Annotated in this window: 27 protein-coding genes, 1 tRNA gene and 1 pseudogene; 17 read left to right on the forward strand and 12 right to left on the reverse strand. The window is 72.2% G+C overall.

Annotated elements, in window-relative coordinates; all coding sequences use genetic code 11:
• Nucleotides 1-4: 4 nt before the first annotated feature.
• The 6 genes from ACZ4TR_RS06595 (at nt 5) to ACZ4TR_RS06620 (ending at nt 6059) form a co-directional block, all read left to right on the forward strand.
• Nucleotides 5-697, forward strand: a complete 693-nt coding sequence (locus tag ACZ4TR_RS06595; protein WP_284742850.1) for a response regulator transcription factor — start codon at nt 5-7, stop codon at nt 695-697.
• Complete coding sequence (locus tag ACZ4TR_RS06600) at nt 694-2103, forward strand: sensor histidine kinase (protein WP_364518646.1); 1410 nt, start codon at nt 694-696, stop codon at nt 2101-2103. The genes ACZ4TR_RS06595 and ACZ4TR_RS06600 overlap by 4 nt, the downstream gene beginning before the upstream one ends.
• A 48-nt stretch (nt 2104-2151) precedes the next feature.
• Nucleotides 2152-2577: a hypothetical protein gene (locus ACZ4TR_RS06605; RefSeq protein ID WP_465286054.1), complete on the forward strand. Its 426-nt coding sequence runs from the start codon at nt 2152-2154 to the stop codon at nt 2575-2577.
• A gap of 99 nt (nt 2578-2676) precedes the next feature.
• Nucleotides 2677-3477, forward strand: coding sequence for a DeoR/GlpR family DNA-binding transcription regulator (locus ACZ4TR_RS06610; protein ID WP_364518650.1), 801 nt, complete (start codon nt 2677-2679; stop codon nt 3475-3477).
• Nucleotides 3474-4556 carry a galactose-1-phosphate uridylyltransferase gene (gene galT / locus ACZ4TR_RS06615; protein ID WP_364518652.1) on the forward strand — a complete coding sequence of 361 codons (1083 nt, stop codon included), beginning with the start codon at nt 3474-3476 and terminating at the stop codon, nt 4554-4556. Before ACZ4TR_RS06610 ends, galT begins: the two co-directional genes overlap by 4 nt.
• A 72-nt stretch (nt 4557-4628) precedes the next feature.
• Nucleotides 4629-6059, forward strand: a complete 1431-nt coding sequence (locus ACZ4TR_RS06620) for a S1C family serine protease (protein ID WP_465286055.1) — start codon at nt 4629-4631, stop codon at nt 6057-6059.
• A 139-nt stretch (nt 6060-6198) separates the two neighbouring features.
• Here the strand turns inward: ACZ4TR_RS06620 and ACZ4TR_RS06625 are convergent, their stop codons facing one another.
• The 5 genes from ACZ4TR_RS06625 to ACZ4TR_RS06645 are packed head-to-tail and all read right to left on the reverse strand — an operon-like array spanning nt 6199 to nt 9785.
• Entirely contained in the window at nt 6199-6723 is a 525-nt protein-coding gene (locus ACZ4TR_RS06625) for a hypothetical protein (protein WP_465286056.1), read from the reverse strand.
• On the reverse strand, nt 6720-7838 hold the full coding sequence (locus tag ACZ4TR_RS06630) for a molybdopterin-dependent oxidoreductase (protein ID WP_465286057.1): 1119 nt from the start codon (nt 7836-7838) through the stop codon (nt 6720-6722). The genes ACZ4TR_RS06625 and ACZ4TR_RS06630 overlap by 4 nt, the downstream gene beginning before the upstream one ends.
• Nucleotides 7835-8464: a methyltransferase domain-containing protein gene (locus tag ACZ4TR_RS06635; protein WP_465286058.1), complete on the reverse strand. Its 630-nt coding sequence runs from the start codon at nt 8462-8464 to the stop codon at nt 7835-7837. The genes ACZ4TR_RS06630 and ACZ4TR_RS06635 overlap by 4 nt, the downstream gene beginning before the upstream one ends.
• Nucleotides 8461-9144 carry a TIGR04282 family arsenosugar biosynthesis glycosyltransferase gene (locus tag ACZ4TR_RS06640; protein WP_465286059.1) on the reverse strand — a complete coding sequence of 228 codons (684 nt, stop codon included), beginning with the start codon at nt 9142-9144 and terminating at the stop codon, nt 8461-8463. Before ACZ4TR_RS06640 ends, ACZ4TR_RS06635 begins: the two co-directional genes overlap by 4 nt.
• A complete protein-coding gene (locus ACZ4TR_RS06645) occupies nt 9141-9785 on the reverse strand; it encodes a glycosyltransferase family 2 protein (RefSeq protein ID WP_465286308.1) in 645 nt (214 codons plus the stop codon). The genes ACZ4TR_RS06640 and ACZ4TR_RS06645 overlap by 4 nt, the downstream gene beginning before the upstream one ends.
• Before the next feature lie 158 nt (nt 9786-9943).
• On the opposite strand from ACZ4TR_RS06645, the gene ACZ4TR_RS06650 reads away from it, so the two are divergent.
• The 3 genes from ACZ4TR_RS06650 to ACZ4TR_RS06660 are packed head-to-tail and all read left to right on the forward strand — an operon-like array spanning nt 9944 to nt 13129.
• Nucleotides 9944-11371 (forward strand): hypothetical protein, encoded by a 1428-nt coding sequence (locus tag ACZ4TR_RS06650; RefSeq protein ID WP_465286060.1) that lies wholly within the window; start codon nt 9944-9946, stop codon nt 11369-11371.
• A gap of 10 nt (nt 11372-11381) precedes the next feature.
• Nucleotides 11382-12083: a response regulator transcription factor gene (locus ACZ4TR_RS06655; RefSeq protein WP_465286061.1), complete on the forward strand. Its 702-nt coding sequence runs from the start codon at nt 11382-11384 to the stop codon at nt 12081-12083.
• On the forward strand, nt 12080-13129 hold the full coding sequence (locus tag ACZ4TR_RS06660; RefSeq protein ID WP_465286062.1) for a sensor histidine kinase: 1050 nt from the start codon (nt 12080-12082) through the stop codon (nt 13127-13129). Before ACZ4TR_RS06655 ends, ACZ4TR_RS06660 begins: the two co-directional genes overlap by 4 nt.
• 81 nt (nt 13130-13210) lie before the next feature.
• On the opposite strand, the pseudogene ACZ4TR_RS06665 reads toward ACZ4TR_RS06660, so the two are convergent.
• Both ACZ4TR_RS06665 and ACZ4TR_RS06670 read right to left on the reverse strand, forming a co-directional pair.
• Nucleotides 13211-13309, reverse strand: a pseudogene (locus tag ACZ4TR_RS06665) (type II toxin-antitoxin system Phd/YefM family antitoxin); the annotation flags it as partial.
• Nucleotides 13310-13363: 54 nt separating this feature from the next.
• On the reverse strand, nt 13364-14437 hold the full coding sequence (locus ACZ4TR_RS06670; protein WP_465286063.1) for an NAD-dependent epimerase/dehydratase family protein: 1074 nt from the start codon (nt 14435-14437) through the stop codon (nt 13364-13366).
• Between the two features lie 122 nt (nt 14438-14559).
• On the opposite strand from ACZ4TR_RS06670, the gene ACZ4TR_RS06675 reads away from it, so the two are divergent.
• Genes ACZ4TR_RS06675 through ACZ4TR_RS06685 form a run of 3 tightly spaced genes read left to right on the forward strand, consistent with a single transcriptional unit; the run spans nt 14560 to nt 16124 of the window.
• Complete coding sequence (locus ACZ4TR_RS06675) at nt 14560-15060, forward strand: MogA/MoaB family molybdenum cofactor biosynthesis protein (protein WP_013230045.1); 501 nt, start codon at nt 14560-14562, stop codon at nt 15058-15060.
• Between the two features lie 35 nt (nt 15061-15095).
• The gene (locus tag ACZ4TR_RS06680) at nt 15096-15893 is read left to right on the forward strand and encodes an aldo/keto reductase (protein ID WP_465286064.1); all 798 of its coding nucleotides are present in this window, start codon (nt 15096-15098) and stop codon (nt 15891-15893) included.
• Nucleotides 15894-15950: 57 nt separating this feature from the next.
• The gene (locus ACZ4TR_RS06685; protein WP_364518680.1) at nt 15951-16124 is read left to right on the forward strand and encodes a hypothetical protein; all 174 of its coding nucleotides are present in this window, start codon (nt 15951-15953) and stop codon (nt 16122-16124) included.
• Between the two features lie 5 nt (nt 16125-16129).
• Here ACZ4TR_RS06685 and mscL read toward each other — a convergent pair whose 3' ends face one another.
• The 4 genes from mscL to ACZ4TR_RS06705 form a co-directional block, all read right to left on the reverse strand.
• Complete coding sequence (gene mscL / locus ACZ4TR_RS06690) at nt 16130-16543, reverse strand: large-conductance mechanosensitive channel protein MscL (RefSeq protein ID WP_364518681.1); 414 nt, start codon at nt 16541-16543, stop codon at nt 16130-16132.
• Nucleotides 16544-16577: 34 nt separating this feature from the next.
• On the reverse strand, nt 16578-17207 hold the full coding sequence (locus ACZ4TR_RS06695; RefSeq protein WP_465286065.1) for an SAF domain-containing protein: 630 nt from the start codon (nt 17205-17207) through the stop codon (nt 16578-16580).
• 130 nt (nt 17208-17337) lie between these two features.
• Entirely contained in the window at nt 17338-17649 is a 312-nt protein-coding gene (locus ACZ4TR_RS06700) for an FmdB family zinc ribbon protein (protein ID WP_364518685.1), read from the reverse strand.
• A gap of 86 nt (nt 17650-17735) precedes the next feature.
• The gene (locus ACZ4TR_RS06705) at nt 17736-18326 is read right to left on the reverse strand and encodes a 5-formyltetrahydrofolate cyclo-ligase (protein ID WP_465286066.1); all 591 of its coding nucleotides are present in this window, start codon (nt 18324-18326) and stop codon (nt 17736-17738) included.
• Between the two features lie 24 nt (nt 18327-18350).
• Between ACZ4TR_RS06705 and ACZ4TR_RS06710 the strand changes: the two genes are divergently transcribed.
• From ACZ4TR_RS06710 to ACZ4TR_RS06730, 5 genes are all read left to right on the forward strand, one after another.
• Nucleotides 18351-19256, forward strand: a complete 906-nt coding sequence (locus ACZ4TR_RS06710) for a UTP--glucose-1-phosphate uridylyltransferase (protein WP_465286067.1) — start codon at nt 18351-18353, stop codon at nt 19254-19256.
• Complete coding sequence (gene glp, locus ACZ4TR_RS06715; RefSeq protein WP_364518691.1) at nt 19253-20530, forward strand: molybdotransferase-like divisome protein Glp; 1278 nt, start codon at nt 19253-19255, stop codon at nt 20528-20530. Before ACZ4TR_RS06710 ends, glp begins: the two co-directional genes overlap by 4 nt.
• Nucleotides 20530-21198, forward strand: a complete 669-nt coding sequence (locus ACZ4TR_RS06720) for a GNAT family N-acetyltransferase (protein WP_364518693.1) — start codon at nt 20530-20532, stop codon at nt 21196-21198. The genes glp and ACZ4TR_RS06720 overlap by 1 nt, the downstream gene beginning before the upstream one ends.
• A gap of 162 nt (nt 21199-21360) precedes the next feature.
• Nucleotides 21361-22239, forward strand: a complete 879-nt coding sequence (gene sepX, locus ACZ4TR_RS06725; protein ID WP_465286068.1) for a divisome protein SepX/GlpR — start codon at nt 21361-21363, stop codon at nt 22237-22239.
• Between the two features lie 53 nt (nt 22240-22292).
• A tRNA-Ala gene (locus ACZ4TR_RS06730) sits at nt 22293-22365 on the forward strand.
• Nucleotides 22366-22562: 197 nt separating this feature from the next.
• On the opposite strand, the gene ACZ4TR_RS06735 is transcribed toward ACZ4TR_RS06730, so the two are convergent.
• On the reverse strand, nt 22563-23162 hold the full coding sequence (locus ACZ4TR_RS06735) for a DinB family protein (protein WP_465286069.1): 600 nt from the start codon (nt 23160-23162) through the stop codon (nt 22563-22565).
• Nucleotides 23163-23223 lie beyond the last annotated feature (61 nt).

A 23223-nucleotide genomic window follows, 5' to 3' on the forward strand; every position in this document is an offset into this window, starting at 1 on the left:
CGCCATGCGCATCCTTGTGGTGGACGACGACCGCGCCGTCCGTGAGTCGCTCCGGCGGTCCCTGGAGTTCAACGGTTACCAGGTTCAGCTGGCCAGCGACGGTGCGCAGGCGCTGGAAGCGATCATCGCCGACCGGCCGGACGCCATGGTCCTGGACGTCATGATGCCCCGGCTCGACGGCCTCGAAGTGGCGCGTCGCCTGCGCAGCACCGGCGACGACCTGCCGATCCTCGTGCTCACCGCGCGCGACACCGTCTCCGACCGGGTGTCCGGGCTGGACGCCGGCGCCGATGACTACCTGCCGAAGCCGTTCGCGCTGGAAGAGCTCCTCGCCCGGCTGCGGGCGCTGCTGCGCCGCGCCAGCCCGGAGGCCCAGAACGGCCAGGCTTCGGAGATGTTGTCCTTCGCGGACCTGACGCTCGACCCGGGCACGCGCGAAGTCCGCCGTGACGGCCGCGAGATCAGCCTGACCCGGACCGAGTTCGCGCTGCTGGAACTGTTCCTTTCCTACCCGAAGCACGTCCTCACGCGGGGCCGGATACTGGAGGAAGTATGGGGTTACGACTTCCCGACGTCGGGCAACGCGCTGGAGGTCTACGTCGGCTACTTGCGCCGCAAGACGGAGGCCGAGGGGGAGCCGAGGCTGATCCACACGGTGCGGGGAGTGGGCTACGTCCTGAGGGAAACCCCGCCGTGACCGAACCCGGCGATCCCCGTGGCACGCGCTGGGGGACGCGCCGGTTCTCGCTGCGCGGCCGGGTGACGCTGCTCGCCGCCGCCTGTGTCGCCGGCGCCGTCGCGCTCGTGTCGCTCGGGGCGTACATGGTCGTGCGCAGCAACCTCTACCAGCAGCTGGACGACGGCCTGATGGCGCGCGCCCAGGCGGCCGTCGCGTCGCCGCAGGTGCAGACCGAGCTGCGGCAGGTGCCCGGCGCCTTCCTGGCCAGCGCCGACCTGCAGATCGGGCAGCTCACCGCCGCGCCCGACGTCCAGCACGCCGTGATGACGTACCCGCTTTCGAGCTCGGCGCCGCCGTTCGGCCAGGACGAGCTGAACGTCGCGAACGGGGACTCGGCGGAGTCGATGCGGACGGACTTCCGCACCGACAGCCGGGTCGTCGCGCTGCCGACCGGGCACGGCGAGGCCATCGTGCTCGCGCAGTCGATGGGCCCGACGAAGCGCACGCTGAACGAGCTCGCGCTGGTGCTGTTCCTGATCGGCGGCGCCGGCATCCTGGTCGCCGCCGCGGCGGGGACGGCGGTCGCGCGGACCGGCCTGCGCCCGGTCGACCGGCTGACGTCGGCCGCCGAGCGCGTCGCCAGGACCGGCGACCTGCGGCCGATCCCGGTCAGCGGCGACGACGAGCTGGCGCGCCTCACCACGACCTTCAACACCATGCTCGGCACGGTCGCGGACTCGCAGGAACGCCAGCGCCAGCTGGTCGCGGACGCGGGACACGAGCTCCGGACGCCGTTGACGTCGCTGAGAACCAACCTCGAGCTGCTGCTCGCCGCGAGCAAGCCGGGGGCGCCACCGCTGCCGGACGCCGACCGCGTCGACATCGTCGCGGACATCAGCGGGCAGCTCGACGAGCTGACGCAGCTCATCGGCGACCTCGTCGAGCTCGCGCGCCAGGACGAGCCGCGCGAACGCTTCGAACGCGTCGAGCTGCTGGACGTCGTCGAGCGGGCGCTCGACCGGGCACGGCGGCGGGCGGGCGAGATCAACTTCGACGTCTCGCTGCAGCCGTGGGTGCTCACCGGCGACAACAGCTCGATCGAGCGGGCCGTGCTGAACCTGCTGGACAACGCTGTGAAGTTCTCGCCGCCGGACGCGACGGTCTGGGTGCGGCTGTACCCGCTCGGCGACGGCACCGCCGTGGTCGAGGTCGCCGACGCCGGCCCGGGCATCGCCGAGGAGGACCTGCCCAAGGTGTTCGACCGCTTCTACCGCTCGTCGGAGGCGCGGACGCTGCCCGGTTCGGGCCTCGGCCTGGCGATCGTGAAGCACGCGGCCGAGCGTCACGGCGGCGCGGTGTACGCGGCGCGGGCGCCCGAGGGCGGTGCGCTGATGACGATCCGGCTGCCCGGGGCGCCCGGCTGATCCGAGCGTTTTCGAGACGTCGCGGGCGGCATCGGCCAGGATCGGCGGATGTCCGCCCGCGAGCTGGTCCGCCGTTGCCTCGTCGCGGCGGTGAGCGGGCCGCTCGCGACGCTGGCCTTGTGGGCGTTCCCGGCGAAGGACCTGTGCACCGGCGCGGAGTGCTTTTTCGTCGCGCTCGTCGCGGTACCGCTCATGGTGCTCGGGGTGGCGCTGCTCGCGTATGCGCTCATGGCGCTGGCCCGGGTCCGTCCGGCCTGGCCGGTCGCGCTCGGCGGGCCCCTCGTGGTCCTCTCGCTGTTCACCACCGTGCTCGACGTGTCGTCGTTCCCGGTCTTCGCCGCCGTGGTCGCCGGCTGCTACGCGCTCGCGGCGCTCGTCACCGCGGACGGCATGCCGAACGCGTGGCGGGTTGCGCTCGGGTCGCCGGTGGTGGTGTTGTTCGCGTGGGGCGTGGTGTGGCCGATCCTGCGGTGACCTGGTCATTCGAAGTTCACCCACGCTGATCCTGCGAATCTCGTGTTGAATCGTGTAGGATTTTGTGTGGTTGAGGTGTGACGGGGACGGAGTTGAGCGGTGCTGGCGCGTCAGCGACAGGCGGTGATCCTGGAAGAGGCACGCCGGACCGGAGCGGTCCGGGTCAGTGACCTCGTGACCAGGCTGGGCGTCTCCGACATGACGGTGCGGCGCGATCTCGACGTCCTCGCCGGGCGCGGGCTCGTCGAGAAGGTCTACGGCGGCGCCACTTCGATCGTCGGCAAGAGCACCGACGAACCCGGCTTCGAGGCGAAGTCCGTGCGCCAGCGCGCGCAGAAGGAGGCCATCGCCGAGCTCGCCGCGACACTCGTCCGGCCCGGCACCGCGATCGGCATCTCCGCCGGCACCACCACGTGGACGCTCGCCCGCGCGCTCGACGCCATCCCGGGGCTCACCATCGTGACCAACTCGATCCAGGTCGCCGACGTGCTCCGCGCGTCGACGCAGCCGGAGCGCACCGTCGTGCTCACCGGCGGGGTGCGGACGCCGTCGGACGCGCTGGTCGGGCCGGTCGCCGTGCACAGCCTGCGGTCGCTGCACCTCGACGTCGTCTTCCTCGGCGTGCACGGGATGGCCGACGGGCCGGGCTTCACGACGCCGAACCTCACCGAGAGCGAGACCGACCGCGCGCTGGTCGAAGCCGGGCGCAAGCTCGTCGTGCTCGCCGACCACACCAAGTGGGGCACCGTCGGGATCTCCACGATCGCCGACCTGGACGAGGCCGACGTCGTCGTCACCGATGACGGGATTCCCGACGAGGCCAAGGAAATACTCGCCGAAAGGGCAACGGAACTCATGATCGCCGAAACGGCGGAGACAGTCGAGGCCGAAGAAGCGTGAAGCGCACCGTACGACACCTGGCCGACGGCCGGGAGATCATCTACTTCGACCAGCCCGGCGCGCCCGACCGCGTCGCCGAGGACACCCGCGACCTGCCGCCGGTCTCGGCCGCGTCGGAGATCCGGCTGGACCCGCTGACCAACGAGTGGGTCGCGATGGCCGCCCACCGGCAGACGCGGACCTACAAGCCGCCGGCCGACCTGTGCCCGCTGTGCCCGAGCAAGCCCGGCAAACCGAGCGAGATCCCCGAAAGCGACTACGACGTCGTCGTCTTCGAGAACCGCTTTCCTTCCTTCGCGGAGGATGTCATCGGCGAGCCGTCCACTGTGGATGGTCTCGGGCTGGTGCCGGTGCGGCCCGGCCGCGGGCGCTGCGAGGTCGTCTGCTTCACCAGCGATCACGACGGCGCTTTCTCGCGGCTGAGCGCGAAGCAGGTGCGCGCCGTCGTCGACGCCTGGTCGGACCGCACCGCCGCGCTGTCCGAAGTGCCCGGTGTCGAACAGGTCTTCCCGTTCGAGAACCGCGGCGAGGAAATCGGCGTCACGCTGTCGCACCCGCACGGGCAGATCTACGGCTACCCGTTCGTCACGCCGAAGACCGAGCGGATGCTCGACGTCGCCCGCGCCTACCAGGCCGAGCACGGCCGCCCGGTGCTCGGCGACGTGCTGGCCGCGGAAATCGAGTCCGGTGCGCGCGTGGTGGCGTCCGGCGAACACTGGACGGCGTACGTGCCGCCGGCGGCACGCTGGCCGATCGAGGTGCACGTGGTGCCGCACCGGCAGGTGCCGGACATCCCGGCCCTGACCGACGCCGAGCGTGACGACTTCGCCGACGTCTACCTGGACGTCCTGCGCCGGTGTGACGCGCTGTACGACCGGCCGCTGCCGTACATCGCCGCGTGGCACCAGGCGCCCGTGCGCCGCGACCGCGAGCTCGGCTGGCTCCACCTGGAACTGTTCTCCGTGCTGCGCGCCAAGGACAAGCTGAAGTACCTGGCGGGGTCCGAATCGGGCATGGCGGTGTGGATCAACGACGCGACGCCGGAGCAGATCGCGGAAAAGCTCCGCGCGGCGGGCTGATCCGGCCATACTCATCTCCGATGCACAGGTTCGGCTCAGGAACCTCTCAGGACCATCGCGCAAGGTGAGGACATGACCGAGAACGACCCCAGCGCGCACGACCCCGCGGCGCCGCGGCACCCCGAGACCGGCCAGCAGGCCGCTCAGGGCGGTTGGGCGGGGAGCCCGTACGGTGACCAGGCCGCCACGCCCGAGTCCGGCGGCACGCCGCAGTACTCGGCGCCGGAGCCGTCCTACCACGCGGTGACCGGGGCCGATCCGTCCTACGGGGCGGCGAACCCCTGGTCCGCGCAGGGGACGCCGTCGGGCCAGACCCAGCAGAGCGTCTACCCGCCGCCGAACCCGAACCCGTACGCGCAGTCCGGTACGTCCGTCTACGGCGTGCCCCCGGCGCCGCCCGCCCAGCCGAAGCGGTCCGGCGGGAAGCTGCTCGCCGGCGTCGCGCTGGTGGCGCTGCTCGTCGGCGGCATCGCGGGCGGGGCGGTCGGGTACCTCACCGGCGGTGTGGCCAACGGTCCGGCGAGCAACGCGCTCGACGCGCCGAAGCCGGCCCAGCAGACCGGCAACGCGCCCGCCGGCTCGGTCGAGGCGGTCGCGCAGAAGCTGTCGCCGAGCGTCGTCGAGCTGCAGGTCAGCGGCCAGCAGGGGGCCGGCGAGGGCTCCGGGTTCGTCATCAGCACCGACGGCTACATCCTGACCAACAACCACGTCGTCGAGGTCGCCGCGAACGGCGGGCAGATCCAGGCCGTGTTCCAGGACGGCAAGAAGGCCGCCGCCAAGGTCGTCGGCCGCGACCCGACGACCGACATCGCGGTCGTCAAGGTCGACGGCGTCGCCAACCTGACCCCCGTGGAGATCGGCCGGTCCGACGACCTGCGGGTCGGCCAGTCGGTGGTCGCCATCGGCTCGCCGTTCGAGCTGGCCGGCACGGTCACCTCGGGCATCGTCAGCTCGCTGCACCGGCCGGTGCGGGCGGGCGGCGGCCAGGGCGGGCAGGAGACGGTGATGGACGCCGTCCAGACCGACGCGGCGATCAACCCGGGCAACTCGGGCGGTCCGCTCGCCAACATGTCCGGCCAGGTCATCGGCATCAACTCGGCGATCTACAGCCCGCAGTCGGCGTCCGGCGGCCAGGGCCAGGGCGGCTCCGAGAGCGGCAACGTCGGCATCGGGTTCGCCATCCCGATCGACCAGGCCCGCCGCACCGCGGACACGATCATCAAGACCGGCCAGGCGGTGCAGACCTACATCGGCGCGCAGGTCACGGACGCCCCACAGGGCGGCGCGAAGCTCGGTGCCATCACCGCCGGCAGCCCGGCGGAGAAGGCCGGCCTCAAGTCCGGCGACATCGTGACGAAGATCGATGACCGGAACATCGACACGTCCGACACGCTGGTCGCCGCGATCCGCACCCGCGCCCCGGACGAGAAGGCGACGTTCACCCTCTCCGACGGCCGCACGGTCGAGGTGACGCTCGGCGGACAGCCCGTCCCGGCCAACTGATCCCTTCCAGACGCTCGGCCGCCCTGGTGCGGCCGAGACCAGCACTGGCTCGACCCCCGCATCTCGGGGCCGGACCCACAAGGCCACGCGCGACCGGGCACTTCATGCCGGTCGCGCGTGGCCGTTTTCGTGGCCGGGTTCAGGTGCCCGGGGAGTCGGTTCGCGTGTCTGGAGGGGCATCTCGCGTGATCGAGGGGGCATCTCGCGTGATTGGAGAGGCATCACGTGTGTCTGGAGGGACGGCACGCGTGCTTGGGCGGACGACACGGCGGGCGAGGGGAGTCAGGAGGACGGCCAGCCAGACCGCGGCCAAGGTGAGGGCCAGGCCCAGGGCCGGGTTGCCGTCGTGGAGGCCGGGCATCGGCGGGGTTCCGTAGGGGCGCCAGAGGAGCGGGAACGCCAGGATCAGCAGGACTCCGGTGAGCACCGTGCCAGTGACCACCGGGACTTTCCAGGGACGCGGGAGGACGCGGGCCAGGACGACGCCGAGCACCGCCGTCAGCGGGGCGACGACGCCGTCGTTGAGCAGCGGGCCGCCGACGATCCAGCCGACCGTGCCGAACACGTCCGGGCGCAACGGGAACGCGTACTCGACGAACAGCACCACACCCCAGGCCAGCGCCGCGAGGCCCGGCAAGGCGAGCAGAGCGCGAGCGGTCTTCACAGCGCCTCCAGCTTCGTGACCCACTTCGTCTGCAGCACCCCGGGCCGGTTCGGGGCGATGATCCGGCACGGGAAGCCGTGGTCGAGGTCGAGCACCTCACCGTTCAGCTCCAGCGCGAGCAGCGTCAAGTCGTCGGCCGTGTGCTCGCCGGGCAGGACGCTGACGCCGTACAGCCCGGAACGCTCCGAAGAGGACACTCGCACGGCCGTGCCCGGTGCCTCGCCGACGGCTTTCAGCAGCGTGGGCAGGGAAATCCCGCGCCAGGTCGCCGACTGGCTCCAGCCCTCGACGCACGCGATCGGCAGCTCCGCGGTCGTCTGCGGCAGCGCGCGCAGCTCGTCGAGCGAGAACTTCGTCGTGCCGCGCGGGGTCACCACCGAGAGCCGCCAGTCCGCCGGCCACGTGACGCCCGCGGCCGCCGCCGTCCGGTTCACCGGGAGGTTCTGCGTTCCCTTGCCGGTCTTCCACGCGAGGCCGGAAACACCGCGCAGGAAGGGAACCGTCGCACCCGCGGTGGCGACGACGGCGACGCCCGTCGCGAGCCCGGTGGTCCGCAGGAACCCGCGCCGGGACAGCCCGGCGGCCGGCGGCTCCTCCTCGGGTGTTCCCCGGCTCAGCGCTCGCCGGATGACCGGCAGCTTCACCGCGACGTGCACCAGGATCGACCCGATCGCCAGCCACGCGACCGCGTAGTGCACCTGCGGGAAGTAGAAGCCCCACGGGTAGTTCTGCGCGACGTTCAGCAGCCCGGTCGTCAGCTCGAAGAACGCCGCCCCCGAGAGCACCAGGATCGAGAGGCGCTCCAGGGCGTGGGGAAGCGAGCGGACGAGCGGCCGGCCGAACAGCTTCGGGTAGACACTCCACAGCTTCGCCAGCAGCAGCGGGATCGACGCCACGCCGGAGATCACGTGCAGCCCCTGCGTGACGCGGTACAGCCCGACCGGGCGGCTGGGCCAGAAGAACCACTCCGGCGGGTGCTGGATCAGGTGGCTGATCAGGCCGGTCACGAAGCACGTCGTGAACGTGACCGCCAGGGCCAGGCCGATCTTCGACGTCACGCGCTCGTGGTGCGCCGGCGCCGTGAACTGTTCTTCCTTCGGGATCGGCAGCTTCACGACCGCTCCAACCGGGCGAACCAGCGGTGGCCGTGCCGGGTGGTCCAGCCGACGCGCAGCCCCGCACGCATGGCCACTTCGGCGATCGCGTCCACGCCGACCCACGCCCAGGTGAACCAGGCGCTGTCGGTGTGCCCGGGCCGCAGCCGGACGCGCTCGTGCCGCAGCCCGCGCCCGGGCGGTTCCAATTCGACGAGGACGTCACCGTCGCCGGCGATCAGCTGCGCCACGCGCCGCAGCAGGACCACCGGGTCACCGCCGATGCCGATGTTGCCGTCGGCGAGCAGCGCGTGCCGCCACCGTCCTTCGCCGGGCACGTGGTCGAAGACATTGCGGTGCAACGCACTCCCACCGCGACGGTGCGTCAGCCGCACGGCCGTGCGGGAGCTGTCCACGCCGAGTGCGACGACCCCGCGCGCGGCCAGGGCCGCGGTGAGCCGTCCCGGGCCGCAGCCGATGTCGAGGGTCGGCCCGGCGCAGGAGTCGAGCAGGACCTCGTCGCCATCGGACGGCGCGGTCCACCGCTCGACCGGCAGGTCGACCCGCTCGCCGGTGGCCAGTTCGAGCCAGCACCGCTGGCCCAGCAGGCCCCGGTCGAACTCGTTGCCGATGAGTGCCGTCTTCATGCGACCGCCCGCCCTGTCACTGCAGCGACGGCGCGGGCGAACCGGCCGTCCGGGCACGCCGCCGCCACCGCACGGGCGTCCACCATGGTGTCCACATCGGACAGCCGGGCGGCCTGCCGCGGTCGCAGCCCGCACGCGGTGAGGGCGTCCAGAGTGCGTTCACCGGTGTCGTCCTGCGACATCGGGACGCCCGCGAGAACCTGCGCGTGCCGCGGGTTGGCGAGCGCCAGCGCCCACCAGCCGCCGTCCTCGGCCGGGCCGAGCACCGAGTCGTGCCCGCCGTGCACCACCGGCGCGGCCGCCGCGGCGAGCGACTCCGGTGTGACCTGCGGGGTGTCCATGCCGATCTGCAGGATCGGGAGGCCCGCGTGCACCGCGGCGGCGTCCGCGTGGGCGTTCGCCAGCCGGGCGCCGAAGTCCCAGCCCCGCTGCGGGATCATGGTGACGCGACGCAGCGCCAGGCCGATTTCGGTGGCCAGGGCGGCGGCGCCGAGGTCACCGGTCATCGCGACGACGGGCGCGGCGCCGGGGACGGCGCACACGGCGTCGAGCGTGTCGAGCAGTGCGGCCGCGGCGATCCGCGCCGCCTGGGCCGGTGTCGCCGGCGGGCAGAGCCGGGTCTTGGCGAGCCCCGGCACCGGTGCCTTGGCCACGACCAGCAGGACGAACCGGGTCGTCATCGCGCCAGCACCCGCCCGAAGTCGCGGACCGCGCGCAGCGTGCCCCGCACCGAGCCGGACACCTTCGACTTCGTTCCCTTGGCGCGCTCGCCGTAGCGGACGTCGAACTCGCGTACCCGCCACCCGGCCCGCTGAGCCTTGATCAGCAGCTCGAGCGGGTAGCCGAACGCGCGGTCCGTGACGCCCAGGCCGAGCAGCGCCCGCCGGTCAGCGGCGCGCAGCGGCGCGATGTCCCGCACCGGCAACCCGCGGCGCCGCAGCAGCTGCGCCAGCACGACGTTGCCGGCCCGCGCGTGCCACGGCCACACCCCGGGCCCGGTCGGCACCCGCCGTCCGACGGCCAGGTCGGCGCCGTCCTCGACCGCGGTCACCAGCCGCGGCAGGTCGCCGAGGTCCAGGGACCCGTCGGCGTCGGCGAAGCACACGATGTCCGCGGTGGCGGCCTCCAGGCCGGTGTGCACGGCGGCGCCGTAGCCGCGGCGCGGCTCGTGGACGACCTTCGCGCCGAGCGAGGCCGCCACTTCGGGCGAGCCGTCGGCCGAACCGTTGTCGACCACGATCGCGCGGTAGCCAGGAGGCAGCCCGGCCAGCACTCCGGGCAGGGCGCCCGCTTCATCGAGGCAAGGGAGGACGACGTCCACTTCCGTATCAGTCACGCGCCGACCGTAAGTCCGGGGTGGACCGCGGAAAACCCTTGCGCTCCTTACTGAATCATGACGAGTGAGGAGTTCTTACCGGGTCGTTACGGCTGCCTTCGCCGGCCCGCGGAACCACCGCCGTGGACCTAGGGTGGACAGCGATGAGCGAGCCGAACCCGGCAGCCCGGCTCGCCGAGCCGCCTGCCCGCGAACCCGAACTCCCGGCACCCGATCGGCCCGGACGTCGCGCCCACCGGGCCGATCTCCTCGCCGTCGCGGCGGCCGTGGTGCTCGTGGCCGCGGCCGCCGCGGTCGGCATCTACTACAACCGGCCGCATTCCGGTGTCGTCATCTTCGTTTCGTCGCCGCCGCTGTTCGCCGACTGGCTGCCGCACGTCGGCCCCGGTTCGGTCTTCGCGGTGCTCATCGCCGTCGCCGTGGTGCTCCACGGCCCGGCGCTGGCCGCCCGCCTGCCGTGGCGCCGGGCGCTCGCCGCTGGCTACCTGGCCTCCCTCGCCTGGATCTTCTCGCTGGCCATGGTCGACGGCTGGTCGCGCGGCTTCGCCGGGCACCTCACCATTCCGCAGGAGTACCTCCACGAGGTGCCCGGCATCACCGACATCCCGCGGATGCTGCGCGAGTTCTCCTCCCGCATCCTCGACTTCCAGCCGGACTCGTGGACGACGCACGTGTCCGGGCACCCGCCGGGCGCGACGCTCGTCTTCGTCTGGCTGGACCGGCTCGGCCTGCACGGCGGCGCGTGGGCCGCGACGGCCGTCGTGCTCGTCGGCAGCCTGGTCGCGGTGGCCGTGCCCGCGACGGTCGCCCTGCTCGGCCGGCCCGACGCGGCCCGCGCGGTGCTGCCCTTCGCCGTCCTGACTCCCGGCGCGGTGTGGATCGGCGTGTCGGCGGACGGCCTGTTCGCCGGGGCGACCGCCACCGGGCTGGCGCTGCTCGCCTTGTCCGCCAAGGGTTTCGGCCACGGCCGCCGGTACGCCGTGCCGGCCGGGCTGGCGGCCGGCGTGCTGCTCGGCTTCGGGATCTTCCTTTCGTACGGCCTGGTGCTGCTCGGCTTGCTCGCGCTGGCCGTCGCCGTCCTCGGCCGGCAGTGGCGGGCCGCCGCCCTCGCCGTCGCAGCGGCGCTGGCCGTCGTGGGCGTCTTCGCGTGGGCGGGCTTCTGGTGGCTCGACGGCTACCACCTCGTCGTCGAGCGCTACTACCAGGGCGTGGCGCTCGTCCGGCCCTACTCGTACTGGGTCTGGGCGGATCTCGCGGCGGTGGTCGTCGCACTCGGCCCCGCGGTGGTGGCCGCCCTCCGCCGGGGTCTCGCCGACGCCTTCCTGCCCCGCCCGGGTCGTGGCCTGGTCACCGATCCGGTGCTGCTCCTCGGCGTCGCCGCCCTGCTCACCATCGTGTTCGCCGACGTCTCGGGCCTGTCGAAAGCCGAGACCGAACGAATCTGGCTACCGTTCGGGGTGTGGTTGCTGCCGATGACGGCCCTGCTGCCGCGGCCCGGACACCGGTGGTGGCTCGCCGCCCAGGCGGCGACGGCGCTGGCGGTCAACCACCTGCTGCTGACCGGCTGGTGAGGGAGACGTGATGAACGATCAGGCCGGACGCGTGCTCGTGGTCGACGACGACGAGACGGTCCGTGACGTCGTGCGCCGCTACCTCGAGGTGGCCGGGTTCACCGTCGACCAGGCCGGCGACGGCGCCCAGGGGCTGGCCCGGTTCGCCGCCCACGAGCCGGACCTCGTCGTCCTCGACGTCATGATGCCGGGGATCAACGGCCTCGAAGTGTGCAAGCGGCTGCGGCAGGTCAGCCAGGTGCCGATCGTCATGCTCACCGCCCTCGGCGAGGAGGAGAACCGGATCGCCGGGCTCCAGCTCGGCGCCGACGACTACGTCACGAAACCCTTCAGCCCCAAGGAACTCGCCCTGCGCGTCGCCTCGGTGCTGCGCCGCGCGCGGATGCCGCGCCCGGCACCGGCCGCCGCCGAGCTGGCGGACGGCGACCTGCGCCTGCAGATGACCGCGCGCACCGCGACGCTCGCCGGCCGCGAACTGCCGCTGACCTCGCGGGAGTTCGATCTGCTCGCGTTCTTCCTCGCCCACCCCGGCGTCGCCTACTCTCGCGCGGACCTGCTCGAGAAGGTGTGGGGCTGGGACTTCGGCGACCAGTCCACGGTGACCGTCCACGTGCGACGGTTGCGCGAGAAGATCGAGCGCGACCCGGCCAAGCCGGCCCGGGTGGCGACGGTGTGGGGTGTCGGCTACCGCTACGACCGGGGGCAGCCGTGATCGGCTCTGGTGAATCCGCCGCGGAGATGATGACGCATCTCTGGCACATCCTGCCGTTCGCGCTGCTGTTCTCCCTGCCTGTCGCGGCACTGGGCGGCGTGGTGCTGTACGCCCTGCGCCGTGGCTCGCTGGCCACCACGCTCACGGTGCTGGTGCTGATCCCGGTGCTGTCGACGCTGGTCGGCGTGCTGGGTGTCAGCGGGTTCATGTTCACCCCGGCGCTCACCACGATGCTGCTGGTCTGCCTGCTCGTCGCCCTGGTCACCGTGCCGGCGGCGATCATCCTCGGCCGGGCGATCGCGCGCCGCAGCGTGTGGGAGCGGGAGGCACGCGACCGCGAACGCGCGGCCGAGGCGTCACGACGCGAGCTGGTCGCGTGGATCAGCCACGACCTCCGCAGCCCCCTGGCCGGTATCCAGGCGATGGCCGAGGCGCTGGCCGACGGCGTGGTGTCCCAGCGGCACGAGGTAGCCGACTACGCCCAGCGGATCAGCGGCGAGACCAGACGGCTGTCCGCGATGGTCGGCGACCTGTTCGAGCTGTCGCGCATCACCGCCGGCGCGCTCGAGCTCACCATGTCCGCGGTGCCGCTGCGGGACGTGGTCAGCGACGCCGTCGCCGCCCAGTCACCGGTCGCCGAGCGGAAACGCGTGCGGGTGCTCGCCAACGCGTCGACCTGGCCGGTCGTGACCGGCAGCGACCCGGAACTGGCCCGGATCGTGCGGAACCTGGTGTCCAACGCGATCCGGCACACCCCGCCCGACGGGACGGTCGCGGTGCAGATCGGCGTCGACGGCGACGAGGCCCTCCTGGCCGTCGACGACTCCTGCGGCGGCATTCCCGACGACGAGATCAGCCGGGTCTTCGACGTCGCCTTCCGCGGCACCCAGGCCCGCACGCCCGAGCGTGGCGGGACGACCAGCGGCGGCGGGCTCGGCCTGGCCATCACCAAGGGGCTCGTCGAGGCCCACCGCGGGAAGATCGGCGTCCACAACCACGGTCCGGGGTGCCGCTTCGAGGTGCGGTTGCCGCTGGCGCTGTCCTGAGCTACTTCCCGTAGTGGACCTGGTCCTCGTTGCGATCCGGGGTGACCAGTAACCCCGGAAGCCGTGAGCTTGGGGCCTTCCAATCTCCGGGCCGCGAAGCAGGTAGACGATTTCCTTGAGTGACTGGTAGTCGTCAAGGGAAACGATCACAACCGGCTCATGCCCAGCGCGAGTGATCACGATCTCTTCGCGGTTGCAAGGGATGCCTGACCGTGGTTGGCGTGGTGCGCCGCCTCACCGGTCCGTATCGGAGGTGACCGGGTCGCGCAGTTCCGCTGTCGCGAAGTCGGCGATTCCCTCCGCGAAGCCGATTTCCGCGGTGAAGCCCAGCAGTTCGCGGGCGCGGGCCGGGTCGGCGACGACGTGGCGGACGTCTGCCGCGCGGGCGCCGCCGGCCACCTTCGGGGTTGGGCCGGCGCAGGCGCGCGCCAGTTCCTCGGCCAGCTCGCCGACCGTGTGCGGGGTGCCGGAGCAGACGTTGACCGGTGTGATGTCGCCGGCCGGGCCGGCTGTCCGGAGAGCCAGGACGTTTGCCCTGGCGACGTCGTGGACGTGCACGAAGTCGCGTTGCTGGCGGCCGTCCTCCAGCACCAGTGGCGCTTCGCCGCGCTCCAGGGCCGAACGGAACAGTGACGCCACCCCCGCGTACGGGGTGTTCTGCGGCATTCGCGGGCCGTAGACGTTGTGGTAGCGCATCGCCCACACGCTGCCGCCCGTCTGCCGCGCCCACGCGCCGGCCAGGTGTTCCTGCGCGAGCTTCGTCGCCGCATACGTGCTGCGAGGGTTCAGCGGTGCGTCCTCGGGCACCAGCCGCCAGCTGAGTTCGGCTTCGCAGGCCGGGCACCGCGGCTCGAACCGGCCGGCGTCCACATCGGACGCGCGGCGCGGTGACGGCGGGACGACGCCGTCGTCCGGGCACTCGTACCGGCCTTCGCCGTAGACGACCATCGACGAGGCCAGCACCAGCTTCCGCACGCCGGCCGCGTGCATCCCGGCCAGCAGGACCGCCGTGCCGTAGTCGTTGTGCAGGGCGTACGACGGCGCGTCCGACGGGTCGACGCCGTGCCCGACCACCGCCGCCTGGTGGCAGACCGCGTCGACGCCGTCCAGCAGCTCGGCGACGATCTCGGTGTCGGTGACGTCGCCGCGCAGGAACCGGTGCCTGCCGGTGTACGCGGGCGGGGTTCGGGAGCCGTGGGCCGTCGGGAGGAGGTTGTCGAGCACGATGACCTCGTCACCGCCGTCCGCCAGCAGATCGGCGATGTGGGACCCGATGAACCCGGCTCCGCCGGTGACCAGTACGCGCACACGGCCACGCTAGGGGGCCGCGGACCGGCGTGCCCGCCCGCGCGCGGGCACGTCACGGAATCGTCAGAACTCACCCGGCACCTCCCGGCGCCGCAAGGGCGAAACCGACTACGGTGGGCGCCATGGAACGGAGTGCACAACGGCTGGGCCGGGCCCTCGTGGTCATCGTGGACGATCGCGTGGCGCACGGCGAGCACGAGGACACCACTGGCCCGCTGGTCACGGAACTGCTCGAAGAAGCGGGTTTCATCGTCGACGGTGTCGTGGTCGTCGAGGCCGAGACCGCGGGTATCCGCAACGCGCTCAACACCGCCGTGATCGGCGGCGCCGACCTGGTGATCACGGTCGGCGGCACCGGTGTGCTGCCGCGTGACCGCACGCCGGACGCCACCGCCGGCGTGCTCGACCGGCCGATCCCCGGCATCAGCGAGGCCATCCGGGCGTCCGGGCTCGCCGCCGGAGCCGTGGACGCGGGGATCTCGCGCGGGCTCGCCGGGGTGTCGGGCAGCACGCTCGTGGTCAACCTCGCCGGGTCGCGGTCCGCGGTGCGCGACGGGATGGCGACGCTGACCTCGCTCGTGCCGCACGTGATCGACGAGCTCTCGGGCCTCGAAGAGGTCTGATCCCTTCGCACTTCCGCATCGGCGGAGACCTGGAGGTGCGCCGCCTCGGCTTCGGGGCGATGCACCTGCCGGTGGACTCCGCGCGTGACCAGGCGATCGCGGTCGCGCGGCGGGCCGTCGAGCTGGGTGTCACGCTGATCGACACCGCTCACCTCTACGGCGGCGGGGCCAACGAGGAACTGCTCGCGTCGGCGTTGTACCCCTACCCGGACGAGCTGGTGATCACCACGAAGGTGGGGGTCGCGTGCACCGGACCCGGCGGTGAGTGGCGGCTCGACGCCCGGCCGTCGATCCTGCGCGAGCAGGTGGAGCAGGCGCTGCGCCGGCTTCGGGTCGAGCGGATCGAACTGCTCCAGTTGCACCGCATCGACCCCGCGACGCCGCTCGCCGACCAGCTCGGCACGCTGCGGGAGCTCCAGACCGCCGGGAAGGTCGGGCGGATCGGGCTGTCCGAAGTGACCGCCGACGAGCTGGCTCGCGCCCGGGAGCTCGTCGAGATCGTCAGCGTGCAGAACCGGTACAGCGTGCTCGACCGGGAGCACGAGCCGGTGCTGCGGGCTTGCGCCGAGGCGGGGATCGCGTTCCTCCCGTGGCGGCCGGTGACTCCGGCGGCGGCCGACGCGGGCGTGATCGCGAGTATCGCGGCCGAACTGGGAGCCACTGCCGCTCAGGTGGCGCTCGCCTGGCTGCTGGCGCGCTCGCCGGTGATCCTGCCGATTCCGGGGACGGGCCGGATCGCGCACCTGGAGGAGAACGTCGCCGCGGCCGGGGTCCGGCTGAGCCGGGAGCAGCGGGAGCGGCTCGACGCCCTCGTCGACGGCGGACCGTCGTGAACGGGCCGTAGGTTCGCTCTGGAGTTGTCAATCACCGCGTCGTGGGAGACTGGGGGCATGTCCGGCCAGAATCGCGACCCCAAGACCACCAGCGAGCAGCGCCGCCGGGTCGATGAGATCTTCGGGGACGTCCTGCCCGAGACGACCTCCGACGAGCGCGATCCCGATCGGCGCACCGGGCTCCCGGACGACTGGTACCGGGAGAACCGGCCACCGCACCACGATCGCTGATCCGCTCAGTCGCGGCCGTTGTCGCGCTGGGACTGGGCGCGCAGCAGGTCGCGGATCTCGATGAGCAGCTCGACGTCGGTCGGCTCCGACGGGCCCGGCTCCTGGCCGCGCTTGCGCCGCTCCTGGATCTTCTTCACCGGCAGCACGATCACGAAGTAGATCACCGCCGCGACCAGCACGAAGTTGATCGCCGCGTTGATCACACCGCCGAAGTCCAGGAACGTGGCCTTGTTGTTCTCGAAGATCTGGTAGCCGAGCCCCTGCGCGGCGTCCGTGCCGCCGATCGTGCTGATCAGCGGCTTGATGAGACCGTTGGTGAACGCCGTGACGATCGCCGTGAACGCCGAGCCGATGACCACCGCGACGGCGAGGTCGACGACGTTGCCGCGCATCAGGAAGTCTTTGAAACCCTTGAACAACTTGCTCTCCTCACGAACAGGGACGGGGGATGGGCTAGCGGAGAGTAACCGTTACCGGACGCTCCAGTGAAATCGCCGCCACCCTCGTCGCGATCGCCTCGGGGAGCCGGAGCAGCACCAGCGGACCCTTCGCCGCGGACGTCTCCCGCTGTCCCACCGCCACCACCGTCGCGCCGCCGGCCAGGACGGACGCGGGCACGCCCGGCTCCGGCGCCGCGACGACGTCGACGCGCCGGCCCGGCTCCAGCAGCTCGGCGACGCCGGCGTCGGCCAGGCGCACCGGCACCGTCGCCGCCGCGGGATCACCCGAGCCGGGGAGGGTCGTCGCCAGCCGGACGTCGGTCAGGGGTTCGCCGGCGCGCACGGCGCCCGCCAGCAGGCGGCCGTCGATGCCGTCCAGCGTGCTCAACGCCCCCGCCGGACGTGCGGAATCGGGGAGGTCGGCCAGTCGGACGTCGAGAGCGCGCAGAGCCGCGCCGGAGGGGAGGTCGTGTGCCGCGACGACGGTCGGAGTCGTCGGTGCGCCCCGCGCGGAACCGGGGTGTGCGAACAGCAGCGCCCCGGCCAGCAGCAGGCCGGCGGCGAGCCAGCGGCGGACGAGCCGTGCGCGCCGGCCCTGCAGCCGGGTCAGATCAGGAGTGCGGAACCTCGCCAGCACGTCCACGGTGCCCCCTCGGTCGGATCGGGTGCGACGGCGTGCCGCACCTGATCGACGTTAGGGAAGCCGGACGGGCCGCCGGAAGGGCCGCGTCCGGCATCTGTGGACAACCGGGGTGTTGTGGACAACTCCGCGGTCAGGAAGCCGCGGCGGTGGTTTTCGTCGTACCCGAGGAGGAGGATGCCGAGCTCGTCTCGGACTTGGACTCGGACTTCGACTCCGTCTTGGTCTCGGTCTTCGCCGGGGTCGCGGTGGTGCTCGACTTGGCCGAATCGCGCGAGTCGGTGCGGTAGAACCCGCTGCCCTTGAAGACCACGCCGACCGAGCTGAACACCTTGCGCAACGTGCCGGAGCACTGCGGGCACACGGTCAGGCTGGGGTCCGAGAACGACTGCACGGCTTCGAACCGGTGGTCGCATTCTTTGCAGGCGTACTGGTACGTAGGCACTGAGGGCTCCTTTGCTGGCACTCATCCGACCAGAGTGCCAACTCAATTGTGCTTGAAGACATTCCCCGAAAGCAATTCCTGCTTGCTCACAGCGGCAGGTCGAGCACGCCGCGAGCAGGGGTCAGGGCCCCGCTCATGCGCACGTCGTGGGGCTCCCCGGGCAGCCGTTCGACCAGCTCTTCGTCCCGGACGACGGCCAGCAGGGGCACGCCGGCCGCGGCGAACACCAGCGAGCGATCGTAGTGGCCGGCGCCCCGCCCGAGCCGGACGCCCCGGTGGTCGACGGCCAGCGCGGGCACCAGGACCAGCTCGGCCGCCCCCACGGCCTCGGTACCCAGGCGTTTTCCCCCGGGTTCGCGGATCCCGCGGAACCGGCTCGCCACGAGATCGGCCTCGCCGGTGTACTCGGCCCAGTCGAGCGGACCCGGCTCCGGCCGGATGACCGGGAGCAACACCCGCGCGCCGCCGGCCGCGAGCGCGTCGACGAGCGCCGCCGTGCCCGGTTCGGTGCCGAAGGGCAGGTACGCGCACACCGTTCCGGATGTGACCTTCGACACTGCGCTGACCAGTGCGGACGCTTCCCGGGCGTGCGATTCCGGGGTCTGGTCCGCCCGGGCACGCGTCAACCGGTCACGCCACTCCGCCTTGCTCAGGTGCTCATTGCCCAGCGCGTGCATGACCTCACGTTAGGCTCTGCGCCCATGACGGGCGCCGCAACCACCCAGACGTTCAGAACCGCCATCGTGCCGGCCGCCGGCCTCGGGACGCGCTTCCTGCCGGCGACGAAGGCCGTGCCCAAGGAACTGCTGCCGGTCGTGGACACGCCGGGGATCGAGCTGGTCGCGGCCGAAGCCGCCGCCGCGGGCGCGGAGCGCCTGGTCATCGTGACTTCACCGGGCAAGGACGCCGTCGTCCGCTACTTCGAAGAGCAGCCCGAGCTCGAGAAGAACCTCGAGGCCAAGGGCAAGACCGAGCTGCTCGAAAAGGTGCGCCGCGGATCCAGCCTGCTCGCCGTCGAGACCGCCATCCAGGAGCAGGCGCTCGGTCTCGGCCACGCCGTCGCGCAGGCCGAGCCGAACCTGAACCCGGACGACGAGGCCGTCGCCGTGCTCCTGCCGGACGACCTCGTGCTCCCGACCGGCGTGCTCGGGCGGATGAGCGCGGTGCGGGCGCGGTACGGCGGCAGCGTGCTCTGCGCGTTCGACATCCCGAAGGCCGAGATCTCGCCGTACGGCGTCTTCGACGTCACCGACACCGACGACGAAGACGTCAAGCGCGTGCACGGGATGGTCGAGAAGCCGAAGCCGGAGGACGCGCCGTCGACGTACGCCGCGGCCGGGCGCTACCTGCTCGATCGGGCGATCTTCGACGCGCTGAAGCGGATCACGCCGGGTAGCGGCGGCGAGCTGCAGCTGACCGACGCGGTCGCCCTGCTGATCTCCGAAGGACACCCGGTGCACGTCGTCGTGCACCGCGGCGGACGCCACGACCTGGGGAATCCGGGTGGTTTCCTGCGCGCCGCGGTCGATTTCGCGCTTGAAACGCCCGAGTACGGTCCATCTTTACGGGCGTGGCTGACGGAACGGATCGGGACAGAACGCCCATGACGGAATCCCTCGACGCGGCACCGCCCGAAGTGGCCGGGGACGAGACCGAGCTGCGCTCGGTCGACGCGCAGATCTCGATGACCTTGGACGCCGCCGTCCGGCCCCAGCCGGTGCGCGTGGCGATCTCCGAGGCCCAGGGGCTGCTCTGCGCCGAGGAGGTCGTCGCCGAGCACGCGCTGCCCGGCTTCGACCAGGCCGCGATCGACGGTTACGCCGTGCGCAGCGTCGACGTGCGCACCGCCGGGCAGGAGCCGGTGCAGCTGCCGGTCGTCGGGGAGATCGCGGCGGGCTCGCGCCAGCCGCGGCGCCTGCAGCCCGGCCAGGCCGTGCGCGTCGACACCGGCGCGCCGCTGCCGACACTGGCCGACGCGGTCGTGCCGCTCGCCTACACCGACGGGCACCAGGCCCGGGTCACCGTGCACCGCTCGGTGCCGTCGGCCGGCTACGTGCGCCGCGCCGGCGAGGACGTCCAGATCGGCGACGTCGCGGTGCGCCGCGGCGACACGATCGGGTCGGCGCAGGTCGGCCTGCTCGCCGCGGTCGGCCGGGCCAAGGTCCTCGTCTACCCGCGGCCGCGGGTGTCGATCGTGTCGGTCGGCGACGAGCTGGTCGACATCGACCGGACGCCGTCGGTCGGGCAGGTCTACGACGTCAACTCCTACGCGCTCGCCGCGGCCGCTCGCGACGCGGGCGCCGAGGTCAGCCGGGTCGGCATCGTGCCGAGCGAGCCGAAGCGGCTGCGGGAGATCGTCGAGGGCCGGCTGCTGATGTCGGAGATCGTCGTGGTCGCGGGCGGCGCCGGGGGCGCCACCGGCGAAGAGGTCCACGCGGCGCTGTCCGACCTGGGCCGGATCGATATGACGCGGATCGCGATGCACCCGGGTTCGGTGCAGGGGTTCGGCAGGCTCGGCCCCGACTCGGTGCCGACGTTCCTCATCCCCGGCAACCCGATGAGCGCGCTGGTCGTGTTCGAGGTGCTGGTCCGGCCGCTGATCCGGGCGGCCCGCGGGACGCGCAACCCGCACCGGCGGATCGTCGGGGCCCGGCTGCTGTCGCCGATCACGTCGACCGAGGGCCGGCGCGGCTACCTCCGCGGCCAGCTCCTGCGCGACGAGTCCAACGGCGAGTACCTCGTCCAGCCGCTCGGCCAGTCGGGGGCGCACCTGCTCGCGTCGCTGGCCGAGGCGAACTGCCTGATCAACGTGCCGGAGGAGCTGACCGACGTCCCCGCCGGGGAGCAGGTGCAGGTCACCTTCCTCGCGCAACGCGCCTGATGAACCACGTGTCGGGGCTGTCCTACCCGGTCGAAAGCCGGCACCCGGGCTGGCCTGCCCGGCTCGGCCCGCTGCGGGTGCCCGCCGGCGAGGTCGTGATCCGGCCGGTGCGACTGCGCGACGCCGGCGAGTGGAGCCGGATCCGGCTCCGGGACCGGGCCCACCTCGAGATGTGGGAGCCGACCGGCATCGGCCCGTGGCCGGAACGCAACGCCTTCTGGTCATGGCCGTCGCAGTGGGCGGCGTTGCGGTCGCTCGCGCGGCGCGGTCAGTGCCTGCCGTTCACCATCACCGTGGACGGTCGGCTCGCGGGCCAGATCACTGTGGGTAATGTCATCCGGGCGTCGCTGCGGTCCGCCTGGATCGGCTACTGGGTGTCGTCCGACGTCGTCCGCGGCGGGGTCGCGACGGCCGCCGTCGCGCTGGTCACCGACCATGCCTTCGGCGTGGCCGGGTTGCACCGGCTGGAGGCCACCGTGCGCCCGGAAAACGCCGCCAGCCTGCGGGTTCTCACCAAGGCGGGCTACCGGCAGGAGGGCCTGTTCGAGCGCTACCTCGACGTCGCGGGCGCCTGGCGAGACCACTACTGCTTCGCCGTCACGCGCGAGGAGACCGGTGCCGGGCTCGTGTCGCGGCTGGTCGCGGCGGGCCGCGCCGGCTACGCCTGACGGCCATTACCCACCTGGGACCGTGAGCGCGTTACCACATGCTGTGAGATTCACCTAATCCGGTGAGGCATTTCCGTGATCCAACCCGGCGAGCCTCCGTCCGATCTGTTACTCCTGTGACTAGCGTGATTTCAGGTGACGGATCGGGGGAGGTGACGGGGGATGCCCAGCTCAGTGATCATCGTCGCGCTCGCCGCGGCATGGCTCGTCGTTCTCGTGCCCATGGTCGCGCGCCGGCGGCAGCAGGTGGCCCATACGGCCGACTCCGCGCTGGCGGCCAGGGTCGTACGCAGTGGACGCAACGAAGACCGGGAGGAATTCGCCATGTCCGAGGAGACCGTGAAGTCCCGGCCATCGGTCGAGGACGACCTCGCGGAGCTGGAAGCCGACCTCGAACTCGAGGACGAGTACGAGGAGCCGGAGCCCGAGCCGCTCCCGCAGCCCTCCCGCGCGGAGCGGGCCGAGCGGGCCGAACGCGAGCGGGCGGCCTACCGTCCCGGCCGCGGCGGCTTCGACCCCGAAGCCGCGGAGATGGCGGCGCGCGCGAAGTACAGCTTCCGGCAGCGCATCGTCGTCATCCTGCTTGCGATCGCGGTGATCACGGCCGCCGTCGCCGGCTTCGTCATGCCGCTGGTCTGGTGGGGCCACGCGGCGGTCGACGTCGTGCTCGTCGGCTACCTCGTGTACCTGCGCCGCCAGGTGCGGATCGAGGAGGAGATCCGGCAGCGCCGGCTGGCCCGCTTCAACAGCAGTCGTACGCCCCGGCGTTCGACGCCGCGTCCTTCGGCTTCGACACCGACTTCAGCTTCGGTTTCGGCTTCGGCTCCGGTGGCGGACGCGGTCGAGGACGAGCCGGTCGAGGACGTCGAGGATGTGGACGTCGTCGACCCGGTCCGCCGGGATGTCGTCGAGCGCCGTCCGTCGCCGACTTCGCGGGTTCGCCGCAGTGCGGTGGTCGTGGATCTGGATGACGAGGACCCGGCTTTCGAGGAGCTCGACGAGCCCGGGACCGGGCCTTATCGCCGGGCCGTCGGAGAGTGACCCCCTCCGCGAAGTGCTCGTAGGGCACTGCTAAGCTCTACGAGCACAACCAAGGGGCTGTAGCGCAGTTGGTAGCGCGTCTCGTTCGCATCGAGAAGGTCAGGGGTTCGATTCCCCTCAGCTCCACAGATTCCAGGCTCGTGCCCGCAGAGGGCGCGGGCCTTTTCTGTTCCGCGTGTCCTGTGGGGCCGAGCCCCCACGCCCCGCCGGGGGCAAGCCCCCTGGCCCCCGCGTTCGGTTGGGTTCGAATAAGCTCCTCCCAGATCCACCGCAGGTCAAGGGCCGTCCACAGTAGAGTGGGCGGCCCTTTTTCGTTGCCCTCGCTACGACTGCGCCGAGCCGGCCGCGCGGGCGACCCGCTCCAGCTTCCCGCGGTACTCCGCCCACTTGTCCGCGTCCAGATCGGGCAGGTTCGACGCGTCGGCCCGCAAACCGATGGTGCCGTCGATGAGTTCGCGGACGATGTCCGCGTGGCCCGCGTGCCGGTGGATCTCGGCGGTCACGTGCACCAGCACCCGGTGCAGCGTCGTCTCGCGGCGCTCCGGCGGCCACCACGGGACCTCGCCCGCCGCGTCCAGCGGGGTCGACTCGATGGTCTCGTCCGCGAACGCCCAGACGCGCCGGTAGAGCCCGACGATGTCGTCGTGCGACTCGTCCTCGGACGCCCAGAAGTCGGCGCTGGGGTCGGCGTCCGTGTTGTCGTACCACGGGAGCGACTCCGGGAACTTCCGGCCGAACGTGTCGGCGAAGTAACCGAGCTCGACACCGGCCATGTGCTTGACGAGGCCGAGCAGGTTGGTCCCGGTGGGCGTCACCGGCCGGCGCATGTCGTACTCGGAAAGGCCGTCGAGCTTCCACACCAGCGCGTCGCGCGCCGCCTGCAGGTATCGCCGCAGATCGGCCTTGGGATCGGAGTCGGTCATGCGAGGAAGCTACCGATCCGTGGTCGTGACAGTCACGGTGTCAGTTCGGGGTCAGGTGCGT

Source organism: Amycolatopsis sp. NPDC028719, assembly GCF_055565395.1.